Source organism: Streptomyces kryoterrae, from assembly GCF_054072135.1.
Genome location: NZ_CM133358.1, coordinates 1,707,875 through 1,723,734, shown reverse-complemented (window position 1 = coordinate 1,723,734; position 15,860 = coordinate 1,707,875). Strand labels below are relative to the sequence as shown.

At 70.3% G+C, this 15,860-nt stretch carries 16 protein-coding genes; 7 read left to right on the top strand and 9 right to left on the bottom strand.

Going from position 1 to position 15,860, the window contains the following annotated elements:
• Window positions 1-4: 4 nt before the first annotated feature.
• Complete coding sequence (locus ACW4TU_RS07135; protein WP_457425737.1) at window positions 5-742, bottom strand: SIR2 family NAD-dependent protein deacylase; 738 nt, start codon at window positions 740-742, stop codon at window positions 5-7.
• 106 nt (window positions 743-848) lie between these two features.
• Here ACW4TU_RS07135 and ACW4TU_RS07130 point away from each other — a divergent pair, with 106 nt between their 5' ends.
• A complete protein-coding gene (locus ACW4TU_RS07130) occupies window positions 849-1,055 on the top strand; it encodes a DUF2191 domain-containing protein (RefSeq protein WP_457425735.1) in 207 nt (68 codons plus the stop codon).
• 20 nt (window positions 1,056-1,075) lie between these two features.
• On the opposite strand, the gene ACW4TU_RS07125 is transcribed toward ACW4TU_RS07130, so the two are convergent.
• The gene (locus tag ACW4TU_RS07125) at window positions 1,076-1,567 is read right to left on the bottom strand and encodes an NUDIX domain-containing protein (RefSeq protein WP_457425733.1); all 492 of its coding nucleotides are present in this window, start codon (window positions 1,565-1,567) and stop codon (window positions 1,076-1,078) included.
• A 257-nt stretch (window positions 1,568-1,824) separates the two neighbouring features.
• Between ACW4TU_RS07125 and ACW4TU_RS07120 the strand changes: the two genes are divergently transcribed.
• On the top strand, window positions 1,825-2,943 hold the full coding sequence (locus ACW4TU_RS07120; protein WP_457429962.1) for a glycerate kinase: 1,119 nt from the start codon (window positions 1,825-1,827) through the stop codon (window positions 2,941-2,943).
• 22 nt (window positions 2,944-2,965) lie between these two features.
• On the opposite strand, the gene ACW4TU_RS07115 is transcribed toward ACW4TU_RS07120, so the two are convergent.
• Window positions 2,966-4,201, bottom strand: a complete 1,236-nt coding sequence (locus ACW4TU_RS07115; protein WP_457425731.1) for a PucR family transcriptional regulator — start codon at window positions 4,199-4,201, stop codon at window positions 2,966-2,968.
• 198 nt (window positions 4,202-4,399) lie between these two features.
• Here ACW4TU_RS07115 and ACW4TU_RS07110 point away from each other — a divergent pair, with 198 nt between their 5' ends.
• Genes ACW4TU_RS07110 through ACW4TU_RS07090 form a run of 5 tightly spaced genes read left to right on the top strand, consistent with a single transcriptional unit; the run spans window position 4,400 to window position 9,357 of the window.
• A complete protein-coding gene (locus ACW4TU_RS07110; protein WP_457425729.1) occupies window positions 4,400-5,281 on the top strand; it encodes an ABC transporter ATP-binding protein in 882 nt (293 codons plus the stop codon).
• Between the two features lie 6 nt (window positions 5,282-5,287).
• Window positions 5,288-6,103: an ABC transporter ATP-binding protein gene (locus ACW4TU_RS07105; protein WP_457425727.1), complete on the top strand. Its 816-nt coding sequence runs from the start codon at window positions 5,288-5,290 to the stop codon at window positions 6,101-6,103.
• Window positions 6,100-6,990, top strand: coding sequence for a branched-chain amino acid ABC transporter permease (locus ACW4TU_RS07100; protein ID WP_457425725.1), 891 nt, complete (start codon window positions 6,100-6,102; stop codon window positions 6,988-6,990). Before ACW4TU_RS07105 ends, ACW4TU_RS07100 begins: the two co-directional genes overlap by 4 nt.
• On the top strand, window positions 6,983-8,089 hold the full coding sequence (locus tag ACW4TU_RS07095) for a branched-chain amino acid ABC transporter permease (RefSeq protein WP_457425723.1): 1,107 nt from the start codon (window positions 6,983-6,985) through the stop codon (window positions 8,087-8,089). Before ACW4TU_RS07100 ends, ACW4TU_RS07095 begins: the two co-directional genes overlap by 8 nt.
• Complete coding sequence (locus ACW4TU_RS07090) at window positions 8,086-9,357, top strand: ABC transporter substrate-binding protein (RefSeq protein WP_457425721.1); 1,272 nt, start codon at window positions 8,086-8,088, stop codon at window positions 9,355-9,357. The genes ACW4TU_RS07095 and ACW4TU_RS07090 overlap by 4 nt, the downstream gene beginning before the upstream one ends.
• A gap of 93 nt (window positions 9,358-9,450) precedes the next feature.
• On the opposite strand, the gene pssA is transcribed toward ACW4TU_RS07090, so the two are convergent.
• The 6 genes from pssA to ACW4TU_RS07060 form a co-directional block, all read right to left on the bottom strand.
• On the bottom strand, window positions 9,451-10,272 hold the full coding sequence (gene pssA, locus ACW4TU_RS07085; protein ID WP_164415860.1) for a CDP-diacylglycerol--serine O-phosphatidyltransferase: 822 nt from the start codon (window positions 10,270-10,272) through the stop codon (window positions 9,451-9,453).
• A gap of 16 nt (window positions 10,273-10,288) precedes the next feature.
• Window positions 10,289-10,945 (bottom strand): phosphatidylserine decarboxylase, encoded by a 657-nt coding sequence (locus ACW4TU_RS07080; protein ID WP_457425719.1) that lies wholly within the window; start codon window positions 10,943-10,945, stop codon window positions 10,289-10,291.
• Between the two features lie 169 nt (window positions 10,946-11,114).
• Window positions 11,115-12,320, bottom strand: coding sequence for an acyl-CoA dehydrogenase family protein (locus ACW4TU_RS07075; RefSeq protein ID WP_457425717.1), 1,206 nt, complete (start codon window positions 12,318-12,320; stop codon window positions 11,115-11,117).
• Between the two features lie 2 nt (window positions 12,321-12,322).
• Window positions 12,323-12,835 carry a MaoC family dehydratase gene (locus tag ACW4TU_RS07070; protein ID WP_457425715.1) on the bottom strand — a complete coding sequence of 171 codons (513 nt, stop codon included), beginning with the start codon at window positions 12,833-12,835 and terminating at the stop codon, window positions 12,323-12,325.
• 5 nt (window positions 12,836-12,840) lie between these two features.
• Window positions 12,841-13,806 carry an HpcH/HpaI aldolase/citrate lyase family protein gene (locus tag ACW4TU_RS07065; RefSeq protein ID WP_457425713.1) on the bottom strand — a complete coding sequence of 322 codons (966 nt, stop codon included), beginning with the start codon at window positions 13,804-13,806 and terminating at the stop codon, window positions 12,841-12,843.
• Window positions 13,803-15,851: a protein meaA gene (locus ACW4TU_RS07060; RefSeq protein ID WP_457425711.1), complete on the bottom strand. Its 2,049-nt coding sequence runs from the start codon at window positions 15,849-15,851 to the stop codon at window positions 13,803-13,805. Before ACW4TU_RS07060 ends, ACW4TU_RS07065 begins: the two co-directional genes overlap by 4 nt.
• Between the last annotated feature and the right edge of the window lie 9 nt (window positions 15,852-15,860).

Here is a 15,860-nt window from a genome sequence, read left to right as displayed (position 1 = left end):
GCACCTAGGCTGCCCCGGACTGCCTCAGCTCGCCCAGCAGTTGGGGCAGGGCCGTGCCGATCGGTTCGCGTACGACCTCGTCGGCCCGGTCGTCGTACGGGGTCGGCTCGGCGTTGACGATGACGAGCCGGGCGCCATGGTCGGCGGCGACCCCGACGAGCCCGGCGGCGGGCTGCACCTGGAGGCTGCTTCCGACGGCGATGAACACCTGGCAGGCCTTGGTGACGGCGAGGGCATCGCCGAGGACGACCGGGTCGAGCCGCTGACCGAACATCACCGTCGCCGACTTGAGAATCCCGCCGCACGTCAGACACGGCGGATCGTCCTCGCCGGCCTCGACCCGGGCGAGGGCGTCCTCCATGGGCCCGCGCGCATGGCACTCGGTGCACACGAACTCCCGTGCGGTGCCGTGTAGTTCGAGTACCTTGCGAGCGGGCATCCCGGCGAGCTGGTGCAGCCCGTCGACGTTCTGCGTGATCACCCGCACGGGCACCCCGGCCCGCTCCAGCTCGGCCACGGCCCGGTGCGCGGCGTTGGGCTCGGCCTGGAGGGTCCGGTTCTGGCGCCGCATCTGCCAGGAACGGCGCCGGATCTCGGGATCGCCCATGTAGTAGTCGTACGTCACGAGCTTCTCGGCCTCGGGATCGCGCCGCCACAGGCCGTTCGGGCCGCGGTAGTCGGGGATGCCGGAGTCGGTCGAGATTCCGGCGCCGCTGAGGACGGCGACGAGAGGCTTGGTCATGCTGCCGAGCGTAGGTGCCGGGGTTCGGGGCGGCGAGCGGATTACGGCCCAAGGCCCGTCACCCACAGCCGGTGTACCAACACGCGCCCGGTGTTACTGTCCGCGCATGGCAGCCAAGGTCTCCGTCTCGCTCGACGCCGAACTCATCGTCGAGGTCATGGTGCTCGCGGGCGTCGGGAACCCCCAGGACGCCGTCGAACTCGTCGTACGGGACTACATCGCCCGCGGTCACCGCACGGAGGCCCGGGTCGCCGAGCGCGACGACGCGCGGCGGCCGGCGGACGATGTGCGGCCGCCGGACGTTCAGGGCTGAACCGCGTCCTGGGGTACTCGTCAGGCCACCCGGCTGCCGTTCTCCAGTTCCGCCGTTCCCCCGCCCTCCACCAGGACGTCGAGGGCGTGCAGGACCCGGCGGCCCAGGGAGCCCTGGAGGTACTCGGCGAGATCCTCGCGCGGTACCAGCCGCCACGACAGCAGCTCCTCCTCCTGCAAGGTGATCGACTTCAGCTCGTCCTCGCCGAGGACGCCACCGTCGTACAGGTACGCCACCAGCGGCGGGTGGCCCGCGATGTGGACCCAGTCGACGGCCAGCAGACGGCCGAGTTCACGGTCGAGGCCGATCTCCTCAAGGGTCTCCCGGCGCGCGCCCTGACGTGGGGTCTCCCCGTCGTCCGACTCGATCGTGCCGCCCGGAAGGGCCCAGCCCTCACGGTAGTTGGGCTCGACGAGCAGGATCCGTCCGTCGGCGTCCCGGAAGAGCGCGGCGGCGCCGGCCAGGACACGGGGCAGGCCGGCGATGTACGTGGCGAAGTCTTGAATGGTCATCCGGGAAGCGTAACCAGGGGAGATGACCCGGAGACGTCCGTCGGCGTTCCGTCACACCTGCGGGTGGGGTCCACGACTTCGCGCGGGCGCGGATGTCCTGGCTGTGAGCGGGGAGGAGGGAATGACGGGGCGGGTCTCCTGCGGTTAAGGTCGCAGCGGCGCGACTGCCCTGACGTGTACGGGGCCGAGAGCAAGGGGAACACAGGGTGGCGGACGCTGCGGTTACGGCGAAGGTGACAGGTGTGCGGACGACTCGGGTGCTGATCGCCGCCGACAAGTTCAAGGGATCACTGACGGCTGTGGAGGTCGCCGAGCGGGTGACCGCCGGGCTGCGCAGGGCCGCCCCCGATGTCGAGGTCGAGTCGCTTCCCGTGGCCGACGGAGGTGACGGGACCGTGGCCGCCGCTGTCGCCGCCGGATTCGAACGGCGTGAGGTACGGGTCGCGGGACCGCTCGGGCACGAGGTGACGGCCGCGTTCGCGCTGCGCGGCGACACCGCGGTGGTGGAGATGGCGGAGGCGAGCGGGCTGCAGCGGTTGCCCGCGGGCGTCTTCGCGCCGCTCTCGGCATCGACGTACGGCTCGGGAGAACTGCTGCGGGCCGCGCTCGACGCGGGTGCGCGCACGATCGTCTTCGGGGTCGGCGGCAGCGCCACCACCGACGGGGGCGCGGGCATGCTCTCCGCGCTCGGCGCGCGCTTCCTGGACGCCGACGGCGAGCCCGTGCCGCCTGGCGGCGGCGGCCTGGACGGACTCGCCACGGCCGACCTCTCGGGCCTCGACACCCGCCTCGCGGACGTCGACTTCGTGCTGGCCAGCGACGTGGACAACCCGCTGACCGGGCCGAAGGGAGCGCCCGCGGTGTACGGCCCGCAGAAGGGCGCCTCCCCGGACGACGTGGCCGCCCTGGACGAGGCCCTCGCGCACTACGCGAAGATCCTGGAGACAGCGCTCGGCGCGAAGGCAGCCGAGTACGCGTCCGCGCCGGGCGCGGGCGCCGCCGGTGGCATCGGCTACGGCGCCCTGGTCCTCGGCGCCCGGTTCCGGCCCGGCATCGAGGTCATGCTCGACGTCCTCGGCTTCGCGGCAGCCCTGGACCGCGCCACGCTGGTGATCACCGGCGAGGGCTCCCTCGACGAGCAGACCCTGCACGGCAAGGCCCCGGCCGGGGTCGCCGCGGCGGCCCGGGCCGAGGGCCGCGAGGTCGTCGCGGTCTGCGGGCGCCTCGCCCTGCGCCCGGAGGCACTGGGCCGGGCCGGCATCCGACGCGCGTATCCCCTGACGGAGATCGAGCCGGACCTCGCGAAGTGCGTCGCCGACGCCGGGCCGCTCCTGGAACGGGTCGCGGAGAACATCGGACGGGACTTCCTGGTCTGAGGCCCGGAGGACACCGACCGCGTCACTGGGCAAGGCGCGCGGTCTCCTCCTGCGCGCCCGCCGGCCCCGACAGCCGGTACGCGTCCAGCGCCAGCGTCATCTCGATCAGATCGCGCGGCCTGGCCAGTGACCTGGACGTCAGCTGTTCCAGCCGCCGAAGCCGGTTGAACACCGTGTTGCGGTGGCAGTACAGCCGCCCGGCCGCCCGTCCCGCCGACCCCTCGCAGGCCAGCCACACATCGAGGGTCTCCAGCAGCACCTCCCGGTCGGCGGGCTCCAGCCCGGCCAGCGCGCCGAAGACGGCCGAGACCAGCCGGTTCGCGAGTTCCGGCTGGCTCACCACCAGCGCCGTCGGCATCCGCTGATCCAGGCGTACGACCTCGCTCGCGTCCGGCGGGCAGGTACGCAACGCCAGTTCGGCCAGCCGCCGGGCCCGCCCCAGCTCGGCCAGCCCCGGTACGACGGGACTGATCCCGCCCGCCCCCGAACACCGTCCGCTCAGCGCCTGCGCCACCGCGTCGAGTCCCTGGTCGGGCCCCAGCAGCACCACGCCCACCTCCTGGTCGGCCCGCATCCGCCACACGAACCGGTACCCGGCACCCCGCAACGGCCGGTGGAAGGCCTCCCGAGGGTCCCGCCGCTCCGCCCGCAGCACCACCACCGCGTACGCGCCCCGCTCCGGCAGATCGAGCCCCGCCGCGGCCCTGGCGGCCAGCCCCGGTGACTCCTGACCGTCGAGCAGGGCGTCCAGCAACGCCTGCAACTGCTCGTCCGTACGCCGACGTAACTCCGTCTCGGTCGCCCGGTAGGCCTCCGTCGCCGTCGCCGCCTGCGCGTCGATCGCCGACCACACCAGGGTCGCCGACCGCATCAGTACGCCGAGCCGCTCCGGTTCCTGGCCGCCCGCGCCCTCCAGCAGCGCGTCCCACACCAGATAGCCCGCACTCCGGTACGCGTGCACCAGCAGCTCCAGCGGCAGCCCCTGCTGGGCGCGGCGCCGGCCCGCGTCCTCCGCGTACTCCAGGTCGCGGCGCGGTGAGTTCCGGGGCGCGGAGATCGTCCCGATGCCGATCCGCATCGCCTCCTCCGCCTCCCGCCACTGCTGGTCGTACGGGAGGACCTGGCCGTAGACGGGGGAGTGCTCCGACAGTTGCCGCACATGTTCGTCCACCAGCTCCGGCACCCGTTCCAGCAGCGCCGTGCAAGCCTCGGCGAGCACCTGCCAGTCATGACCCGTACGCCTTCTGCGCGGTCCCATGAGCGGAGGATGCCACCCTCCGCGCCCCTTCGGCAGGCCCCTGACACGCAGCGTTGTGCACGCGCACAACGGGCGGCGGAGTCCGCTGGTCCCCGGCCACGTTTCGGCGCGGGTTCGGCCGCGACCCGTGGACGGACGCCCGCCCCGGTGCTGGGGTGAGCGCCACACCGGACGTGTGTACGGGAAGGAGCGGACGCCATGGGCGGTGGGACAAGGGGATCTCCGGACGGCTCCCCGGGCAGCTCTCCGGGCGGCGCCGATCTCGTCGTACGGGACCTGTCGGTCGGGTACGGGCCCGTGCGTGCCCTTCGGCAGGTGTCGCTGGAGGTGCCCGAGGCGGCCGTCGTGACGGTGCTGGGCGGCAACGGCGCCGGCAAGTCCACGCTGCTGCGGGCCATCAGCCGCACCCTCTCCTTCCAGGGCGGGGCGACGACCGGCGGCACCGTCACGCTCGGCGGACGCCGGATCGACGGGCTCGCCCCCGACCGGGTGGTGGCCGCCGGGGTGTCCCAAGTACCGGAAGGACGACGGGTGTTCGCCCGGATGACCGTCGCCGACAATCTGCGCGCCGGAGCCCTGGGCGCGAGCGGCGGACGCGCGGAACGGGCCGCCGCCCTGCGCCGCGTGCACGAACTGTTCCCCGTCCTCGCCGAGCGCGCCCAGCAGCGCGCCGGGTTGCTGTCGGGCGGCGAGCAGCAGATGCTGGCCGTCGCCCGTGCCCTCATGGCCGCCCCCAGGGTCCTGCTCCTCGACGAGCCGTCGCTCGGCCTGGCCCCGCTGATGGCCGCGCGGATCGCCGACACCGTGCGCGAGATCAACGCCCAGGGCACCTCCGTCCTGCTCGTCGAACAGAACGCCGCCCTGGCCCTTCGGCTGGCCACCCAGGCCTACGTCCTGGAGGTCGGCGAGGTCACCCTCTCCGGCCCCTGCGCCGAACTCGCCGCCTCCGACGAGGTACGGCGCCGCTATCTGGGCGTGGTGGACGAGGACGCGGCGGCGGACGCGGCAGGGGCGATGGGTGGAGCGGGTGCGTCCGGGTTGACGCGGTCCACTCCGAGGTTGACCAGATGGGAGGGTTGATCCACATTGACCAGAGTTGACAAACCGTCGTCCACCCTTGATGCCCACCCCGTACCGTCCCTCAACGTTGATCACCTCACCGTCCGTTTCGCCGGTCTCCTCGCCCTCGACGACGTCACCTTCACCGTCCGCCCCGGCACTGTCCACGCCCTGATCGGCCCCAACGGCGCGGGCAAGTCCACCTGCTTCAACGTCCTGTCCGGTGTCTACCGGGCCACCTCGGGCAGCGTCCGCTTCGGTGAGCACGAGCTGACCGGCATGCCCCCGCACCGCATCGCCGGCCTGGGCGTCGCCCGTATCTTCCAGAACCTCGCCCTGCCGCCCCACGCCACCGTCGAGGACAGTCTGCTGCTCGGCCGCCACCGGCTGACCAGGACCGGCTTCGTCGCCGCCGGACTCCGGCTGCCGTCGGCGGCACACGAGGAACGCCGGCACCGCGCGCGCGTGCGGGAGATCGCCGGGTTCGTCGGCCTGGAGGGGCACCTGGGACGCCCCGCCGGCTCCCTGCCCTACGGGCAGCAGAAGCTCGCGGAACTCGCCAGGGCCCTGTGCATGGAGCCACGGCTGCTGCTCCTCGACGAACCGGTGGCCGGGATGACCGCCGACGAACGGCGCCGGGTCGCGGCCGTCATCGCCGGGGTCCGCGACAGCCTCGGCATCTCGATCGTCCTGGTGGAGCACGACATGGGGGTGGTGATGAGACTCGCGGACACGGTCACGGTCCTGGACTTCGGCCGGCTGATCGCGGACGGGGCCCCGGCGGACGTACAGAACGACCCGGACGTCGTACGGGCCTATCTCGGTGCGGAGGCCACCCCGTGAGCACCTTCGCCGAACTCCTCCTCAACGGCATCTCCATGGGCTCCGTCTACGCCCTCATCGCCCTCGGTTTCGTCGTGATCTTCCGGGCCACGGAGGTCGTCAACTTCGCGCACGCCTCGCTGCTGCTCGCCGGGGGCTACGTCACCGCCTCCCTCCACGACGACGTCGGCTTCTGGCCGGCGCTGCTCGCGGGAATCGCCGGCGCCGCACTAGTCGGCGCGGCCGTCGAGTTCCTGGTGATGCGCCGCGCCCGGGGCGGCGACCACAGTGTGCTGGCCATCGTCACCATCGGCGTCGACATCCTGCTGACCACCGAACTCACCCGCCGCCTCGGTACGGACGTCCTCGCGCTCGGCGACCCCTGGGGCGACGCCGTCCTCACTCTCGGCCCGATCTCGCTCGCGCACACCCGGATCGCCGCCTTCGCCGCCGCGGCCCTGCTCATCACGGCCTTCCTGCTCGCCTTCCGCTACACCAGCTGGGGCGTGGCGATGCGGGCGGCGGCCGAGAGCCCGGAGACGGCCGCCCTGATGGGCGTCAGGCTGGGCCGGGTCTCGCTCGGCGCCTGGGCCGTCGCGGGCGGACTCGCGGCCGTCGCCGCCCTGTTCCTCACCGTCTTCCCGACCCCGGGTCTCGAACGGGCCACCTCGCTCGCCGCGTTCAAGGCGTTCCCGGCCGCCATCCTCGGCGGCCTCGACTCCACGACCGGCGCCCTCGTCGGCGGCCTGGTCGTCGGCGTCACGGAGTCCCTCGCCACCGGCTACCAGAGCGACCTGGCCTTCATGGGCCGGGGCCTCGGCGACCTCGCGCCCTATCTGGTCATGGTCGCGATCCTGCTCGTCCGGCCCGCCGGGCTCTTCGGCACGAAGGAGCCGGCCCGTGTCTGACGTCCTCGCCGACCCGGCCGCCAAGCCCCGAAGCGTGCTCCGCCGGCCGCACGCGTGTACGTACACGGCCGCCGCGGGCGCCCTTCTGCTGCTCGCCCTCCCGTTCTACCTGGACCGCTTCTGGCTCCAGGCCGGCCTGTTCGCCATGGCCGCAGGGATCGGCGCCATCGGGATCAACCTCCTCACCGGCGCCACCGGCCAGCTCTCCATGGGCCACGCCTTCTTCCTCGCGGTCGGCGCCTACGCCTACTGCGTGTTCGCCGCCGACGGGGGCGACGGGCTGACCGGGCTCGGGCTGCCCACCTGGCTCGCTGTCGTGCTGGCCACGCTCGTCGCGGGCGTCGCGGGCGGCCTGTTCAGCCCGATCGCGGGGCGCCTGCGCGGCCCCTACCTCGGTATCGCCACCATCGCCCTGATCTTCATCGGCCAGCACGTGCTGTTCAACGCCCGTGACCTCACCGGCGGCTTCAACGGCCGTGACGTACCGCCGCTGAGCCTCTTCGGCCTCACCTTCGACGACCGCGAACTCCTGGTCGCCAACGTGCCGTTCGGCTCCGCCGAGAAGCTCTGGTACGCCGGACTCGTCCTCCTGCTCGGGGGCGCCCTGTTCGCCCGTGGCGTCCTGCGCGGGCGGCCGGGGCGGGCCATGAACGCCGTCCGTGACCACCGCGTCGCCGCCGGGGTGATCGGCGTGCCCGTGGCCCGCTACCGTGCCGCCGTCTTCGTCCTGTCCTCGATGTACGCGGGGCTCGCCGGCGTCCTGCTCGCCCTCGTCTTCCAGCGGACCGTGCCCGACTACTACGGCATCACGCTCTCGCTGGAGTACCTCGCCATGATCGTCATCGGAGGGCTCGGCTCGGTCTCCGGGGCGGTGGTCGGCGCGGCGTTCGTCTCGCTGCTGCCGCAGCTGCTGACCCGCTACAGCGACGCCCTGCCCCTGGTCTCCGCCCCGGGCACGGGCGGGATCGCACCGGGCGAGGCGTCCCGGTACCTGTACGGCGCCGCCGTCGTGGCGGTGGTGCTCTTCCTGCCGGGCGGGCTGGTCGGACTGGGCGCCGCCCGGCGCCGCTTCGGACGTAATCCAGGGGAGGAACGATGACCACGAGATACGCGGCCCGAGCCGCCGCGGGCGCGCTCGCCGTGCTGCTCGCACTGGCCGGGTGCAGCTCGAAGACCAAGGACGACGACGGGGGCGGCAACGGCTCGGCGTCGGCGGGCGGTGTCAAGACCGACGTGGGTGTGTCGGCCAAGACGATCACGCTCGGCGCGCTCACGGACATGACCGGGGTCTACGCGACCCTCGGCAAGAGCGTCACCCAGGCCCAGCAGCTGTACGTGAAGCAGCTGAACGCGGCCGGAGGGGTCTGCGGCCGACAGGTGGCCCTGACCGTCCGTGACCACGGCTACGACCCGCAGAAGGCCGTCTCCGGCTACACGGAGCTGGCGCCGAAGGTGCTGGGCTTCGCCCAGTTCATCGGCTCGCCGTTCGTCGCGGCGGTGAAACAGCGCATCGACGGCCAGGACAAGGTCCTGGTGCTGCCACAGGCGTGGGCGGCCTCGCTGCTCGGCAGCCCATACATACGCGTGATCGGGTCAACGTACGACATTGAGACGATCAACGCGGTCGACTTCTTGATCAATGAGAAAGGGATCAAGAAGGGCGACAAGATCGGTCATGTCTACTTCGAGGGGGACTACGGGGAGAGTGCCCTGGCCGGTGCCAAGTACATGGCGGAGAAGTCGGGGCTGACGGTCGTCGAGCAGAAGATCAAGCCGACCGACAACGACATGACCGCCCAGGTCGCCGCGTTGAAACAGGCGGGCGTCAAGGCGATCGTGATCAGCGCGGGCCCGCGTCAGGCCGCCTCACTGGTCGGAGTGGCCGCGGCCGGCGGGTTCGACGTCCCCGTCATCGGCAACAACTCGGCCTTTGCCCCGCAGCTCCTGGCCACCCAGGCGGGGGCGGCCCTGTCCAAGAACTACTGGGTCGCCTCACCGGCTCTGCCCATCGGGGCGGACACCCCGCAGGCGCAGAAACTCGTGGCCGACTACCAGGCGGCGTACCCGAGTGACTCGCTGGACAACGGTGTGGTGGCCGGCTGGACGGCGGTCTCCGTCTTCGGCGAGGCACTGAAGAAGGCCTGCGCGAACAAGGACCTCACCCGCGCGGGCGTGGACAGGGCCCTGCTGACGATCAACGCGTTCGACGTCGGCTTCGGCAGCCCGCAGGACTTCACGGACCCCAAGGCACCCTCGTCCAAGGAGAGCGTGATCCTCCAGCCCGACAAGGGCGTGACCGGAGGCATGAAGGTCGTACGGGAGTCCGAGGCGTCGTCCGTCGCGGAGGGCTACTCGCCGGGCGCGTGAGCCCCGGCGTGGGCGCGGAGAACTCCGCACACAACGCGGAGGCCCCCGAACCGTCCGGTTCGGGGGCCTCCGTACAAGCGCGTCGCGCGACCGCTACGGCAGCTGTGCCGCGCGTGCCTCGCGGCGGGTGCCGCGGAAGTTGTTCACACGGCGGGCCGTGGCGAAGAGCGGGATCACCGCGCCCAGGACGAGCTGCAGGGCGCAGCCGGTCTGGAGGAGGAGCTGGCCACCGGGGGCGTCGAAGGCCCAGGCCGCCAGGAGGCCCATTCCGGAGACGATCCAGGCGATCATCGCGATCGCGAGCGGACCCCGCGGCTTCGGGTACTCGACCCGGCTCACCATCAGCCAGGCGGTGCCGACGATGGCCATGAGCGTGGCCACGAACGGCAGTTCCAGGAGCACGATCGAGACGACCGTCAGGGCGCCGAAGGGGCTCGGCATGCCCTGGAAGGTGCCGTCCTTCACCGTCACGCACGAGAATCTCGCGAGCCTCAGCACCACGGCGAGCAGGACGACGATCGCGCCGACCGCGGCCACCTTCTGGTAGGCGTCGTCCGCGACCATGCCGTACACCAGCACGAAGTACGCCGGTGCGAGACCGAAACTGATCAGGTCGGAGAGGTTGTCCAGCTCGGCGCCCATGGGGGAGGAGCGCAGCTTGCGGGCGACCAGACCGTCGAAGAGGTCGAAGACCGCCGCGCAGAGCATCAGGATCACCGCGGTCGCCGCCGAGTGACGGGCCATGCCCGACTCGTCACTGCCGGTGAGGTGCGGGATCAGGATGCCCGTGGTGGTGAAGTACACCGCCATGAAGCCACAGGTGGCGTTGCCGAGGGTGAGGGTGTCCGCTATTGAGAGGCGGAGAGAAAGAGGCATCTCCTCCTCGTCGTCACCCACCTCGTCGGCCTCCGGCACCCACTGGGTCTCGGGATCAATCACGGTCAATGCGAGTCACCCCTGCCACCGTCTTCTGGCCGACCTCGACCGCGACCTCGACACCCTCGGGGAGATAGATGTCGACGCGCGAGCCGAAACGGATCAGGCCGATCCGGTCGCCCTGCTCGACCTTCGTGCTCTGCGGGACGTACGGGACGATGCGGCGAGCGACCGCACCGGCGATCTGGATCATCTCGATGTCACCGAGCTCGGTGTCGAAGTGCCAGACAACTCTCTCGTTGTTCTCGCTCTCCTTGTTGAACGCCGGAACGAACCCGCCGGGGATGTGCTCCACGGACGTCACTGTGCCGGACAGGGGCGCGCGGTTGACGTGTACGTTGAGCGGGCTCATGAAGATCGCGACGCGGGTGCGGCCGTCCTTCCAGGGCATGATGCTCTGGACCACGCCGTCGGCGGGGGAGATGACCCGGCCCTGGGCGATCTCGCGCTCGGGGTCGCGGAAGAACCACAGCATGCCCGCCGCCAGTGCGGTGACGGGTACGGCCACGGCCTTGGCGGCGCCGGACTTGCGCGCGCGTACCAGGCTGAGGGCTGCGGTGGCGACGGTCGGGAGGAGCCACGGCGATGCTCCGCGCGCCAGGCGTACGCCTGCCAGGCTGTCGCGAGGTGCAGAGGTTTGGCTGTGGGGCATGGATGACCTTCGTAGCGGATGATGCCGCGCTGTATCAGGGGACGGCGGCTTTCCGTCGATCGTAGCGGCTCACGACCACAACTGGGTAAGCCAGGAAGCGGAGTCGGCGGCTGAGGAGTGCTGACGGGGTGTGACCTTCTTCTCCAAGAAAACACCCCGAAGCGGACAATCAGCCCTGGAATTTGTACTCTTCGAGCAACCTGCGCCCGATGATCATTTTCTGGATCTCGGCGGTCCCTTCGCCGATCAGCAGCATCGGGGCCTCCCGGTAGAGGCGCTCGATCTCGTACTCCTTGGAGAAGCCGTAGCCGCCGTGGATCCGGAAGGCGTCTTCCACGACCTCCTTGCAGTACTCGGAGGCGAGGTACTTCGCCATCCCTGCTTCGAGGTCGTTTCGCTCACCGGAGTCCTTTTTGCGTGCCGCGTTCACCATCATCGCATGGGCGGCCTCGACCTTGGTAGCCATCTCGGCCAGCTTGAACTGGATCGCCTGGTGCTGGGCGATCGGTTTGCCGAAGGTGTGCCGTTGCTGGGCATACGAGACGCCGAGTTCGAACGCACGCTGAGCGACACCGCAGCCACGCGCCGCCACATTGACGCGCCCCACCTCGACACCGTCCATCATTTGGTAAAAACCCCGGCCGGTGGTGCCACCGAGAACGCGATTGGCCGGAATCCGCAGTCCGTCCATGATGAGTTCGGTGGTATCGACGCCCTTGTAGCCCATCTTGTCGATCTTCCCCGGGATGGTGAGACCGGGCCGGACCTCACCGAAGCCCGGCTCCTTCTCGACCAGGAAGGTCGTCATCGACTTGTGGGGAGCGGTCCCCTCCGGGTGTCCTTCGTCACTTCGGACGAGCACGGCGACCAGGTTGGACGTTCCGCCGTTCGTCAGCCACATCTTCTGGCCGTTGAGGACGTACTCGTCGCCGTCCCGGACCGCCTTCGAGGTGATGGCCGACACGTCCGAGCCGAGCGCCGGCTCCGACATCGAGAAGGCGCCGCGGACGTCGCCGGCCGCCATCCTCGGCAGGAAGTGGTCCTTCTGCTCCTGCGTGCCGTGCTGCTTGAGCATGTACGCCACGATGAAGTGCGTGTTGATGATCCCGGAGACCGACATCCAGCCGCGCGCGATCTCCTCGACGCAGAGCGCGTACGTCAGGAGCGACTCGCCAAGGCCGCCGTACTCCTCGGGGATCATCAGGCCGAACAGACCCAACTCCTTGAGGCCGTCGACGATCGCTTGCGGATACTCGTCGCGGTGCTCCAGCCCGGTCGCGACCGGGATGATCTCCTTGTCCACGAAGTCCCGGACCGTGGACAGGATTTCCTGCTGGATGTCGGTCAGACCGGCGGTCTGGGCGAGTCGCGCCATGGCTACTTCTCCTGCTCCCTGAGCTGGGGGCGGCCGGGCTGCTCGCCGCCGCGCTCCTTGATGTACGTCTCGGTCGGCACCATCACCTTGCGGCGGAACACACAGACCAGCGTGCCGTCCTGCTTGTAGCCCTTGGTCTCCACGTAGACGATCCCGCGGTCGTTCTTCGACCGGGAGGGCGTCTTGTCGAGGACCGTCGTCTCGCCGTAGATCGTGTCGCCGTGGAAGGTCGGCGCCACGTGCTTGAGCGACTCGACCTCCAGGTTCGCGATCGCCTTGCCCGACACGTCCGGCACGGACATGCCCAGCAGGAGGGAGTAGATGTAGTTCCCCACGACGACGTTCTTGCCGAAGTCGGTCGTGTTCTCCGCGTAGTTGGCGTCCATGTGGAGCGGGTGGTGGTTCATCGTCAGGAGGCAGAACAGGTGGTCGTCGTACTCCGTGACGGTCTTTCCGGGCCAGTGCTTGTAGACCGCCCCGACCTCGAACTCCTCGTAGGTGCGTCCGAACTGCATGGTGCTCAGGCCTCCGGGGCTTCGAACTTGGAGGTGCGCCGCAGGCCGGCCGCGCGGCCCTTGCCCGAGATGACCAGGGCCATCTTGCGGCTCGCCTCGTCGATCATCTCGTCGCCGATCATCGCGGAGCCCTTCTTGCCGCCCGCCTCGGACGTGTAGTACTCGTACGCGTCCAGGATCAGCTCGGCATGGTCGAAGTCCTCCTGGGACGGCGAGAAGATCTCGTTGGACGCCTCGACCTGTCCCGGGTGCAGTACCCACTTGCCGTCGAAACCTAGGGCGGCGGCACGCCGGGCGACCTCCCGGTACCCGTCGACGTTGCGGATCTGCAGGTAGGGGCCGTCGATCGCCTGGAGGTTGTTGGCGCGGGCGGCCATCAGGATCTTCATCAGGATGTAGTGGTAGGCGTCCGCCGGGTAGCCGGGCGGCTGCTCACCCACGACAAGCGACTTCATGTTGATCGACGCCATGAAGTCGGCCGGGCCGAAGATGATCGTCTCGACGCGCGGGGAGGCCGTCGCGATCTCGTTGACGTTGTTGAGGCCCTGGGCGTTCTCGATCTGCGCCTCGATGCCGATCCTGCCGACCTCGAAGCCCATCGTCTTCTCGATCTGGGTGAGGAGGAGATCCAGCGCGACGACCTGCTGGGCGGTCTGCACCTTCGGCAGCATGATGCAGTCGAGATTCGGGCCCGCGCCCTCGACCACCGTCACGACATCGCGGTACGTCCACTCGGTCGTCCAGTCGTTGACGCGCACGACCCTGGTCTTGCCCGTCCAGTCACCCTCGTTGAGGAACTTGACGATGGTGTGCCGCGCCTCGGGTTTGGCCAGCGGGGCGCACGCGTCCTCCAGGTCCAGGAAGACCTGGTCGGCCGGCAGCCCCTGGGCCTTCTCCAGGAAACGGGGGTTGCTCCCGGGGACCGCGAGACAGGAGCGTCGCGGACGCAGTCGGTTGACGGGCGTGGTCATGCGGGGACCTCCAGGGGGTCGAGCTTGTTCGCTTTCCGGATCTCGTCGACGATGCGGCCGATGATTCCGGTGATGTCGAAGTCCTTCGGGGTGAAGACCGCGGCCACGCCCGCAGCCCTGAGCTTTTCGGCGTCACCATGGGGGATGATCCCACCGGCGATGACAGGTACGTCTGTGGCACCGGCCACACGGAGCCGTTCCACCACGTCCGGCACCAGCTGGGCGTGCGATCCGGACAGGATGGACAGGCCGACTCCGTGCACGTCCTCGGCGATCGCCGCGTCCACGATCTGCTCCGGGGTGAGCCGGATGCCCTGGTAGACCACCTCGAACCCGGCGTCCCGGGCCCGCACGGCGATCTGCTCGGCGCCGTTGGAGTGCCCGTCCAGACCCGGCTTGCCGACCAGGAAACGCAGCTTGCCGACGCCCATCTCCCGCGCGGTGATCTCCACCTTGCGGCGGACCAGCGCCAGCCCGGTGCCCTCGGCGGCGGCCATCGCGACCGGGGCGGACGAGACACCGGTCGGCGCCCGGAACTCCCCGAACACCTCACGCAGGGCCCCGGCCCACTCGCCGGTCGTGACGCCGGCGCGGGCGCACTCCAAGGTGGCCTCCATGAGGTTGTCGGTGCCCTTCGCGGCCTCCTTGAGCCGCTCCAGGGCCTTGCAGGGGCGCGGGTGGTTGAAGGGGGGCTGGTAGCGCGTGTCGCGCCAGCCCTGGAGCGCCGACGTCACCTGGGCCTCGACGGCCGGATCGACCGTCTGGATCGCCGCGTCGAGGTCGGCCGTGAGCGGGTTCGGCTCGGTCGACTCGAAGATGTTGACGCCCACGATCTTGTCCTGGCCGGACTCGATACGAGCCCGGCGCTCGGCGTGCGAGGCGACGAGGTTCGACTTCAGATAGCCCGACTCGACGGCGGCCATCGCGCCGCCCATCTCCTCGATACGGGCGATCTCGGCGAGCGACTCCTCGACCAGCTCGGCGACCTTCGCCTCGACGACGTGCGACCCGGCGAAGATGTCCTCGTACTCCAGCAGGTCGCTCTCGTAGGCGAGCACCTGCTGCATCCGCAGGGACCACTGCTGGTCCCAGGGCCGGGGCAGCCCCAGGGCCTCGTTCCACGCCGGGAGCTGAACGGCACGCGCGCGTGCGTCCTTCGAGAGCGTCACCGCCAGCATCTCGAGCACGATCCGCTGGACGTTGTTCTCCGGCTGCGCCTCGGTCAGCCCGAGGGAGTTGACCTGTACGCCGTACCGGAAGCGCCGCTGCTTGGGGTTCTCGATGCCGTACCGCTCGCGCGTGATCTGGTCCCAGATCCGCCCGAACGCCCGCAGCTTGCACATCTCCTCGATGAACCGGACACCCGCGTTGACGAAGAAGGAGATACGGGCGACGACGTCACCGAACTTCTCGGCGGGCACCTGCCCCGAGTCCCGTACGGCGTCCAGCACCGCGACGGCCGTCGACATGGCGTACGCGATCTCCTGGACCGGGGTCGCCCCCGCCTCCTGGAGGTGATAGCTGCATATGTTGATCGGGTTCCACTTGGGGATGTGGTTGACCGTGTAGCAGATCATGTCGGTCGTCAGCCGGAGCGAGGGTGTCGGCGGGAACACGTGGGTGCCCCGGGACAGGTACTCCTTGACGATGTCGTTCTGGGTCGTCCCCTGGAGCGTGGTGATGTCGACACCCTGCTCCTCGGCGACGACCTGGTAGAGCGCCAGCAGCCACATGGCGGTGGCGTTGATCGTCATCGAGGTGTTCATCTGGTCCAGGGGGATGTCCTGGAACAGCCGGCGCATGTCACCGAGGTGCGAGACGGGGACGCCGACCCGGCCGACCTCGCCGCGGGCGAGGATGTGGTCGGGGTCGTACCCGGTCTGGGTCGGCAGGTCGAAGGCCACCGACAGACCTGTCTGGCCCTTGGCGAGGTTGCGCCGGTACAGCTCGTTGGACGCCTCGGCCGTGGAGTGACCGGCGTACGTGCGCATGAGCCACGGCCGGTCCTTCTCCCGCTTGCCTTCGGCGGGCTGACGCTCAGTCATCGGTGACCT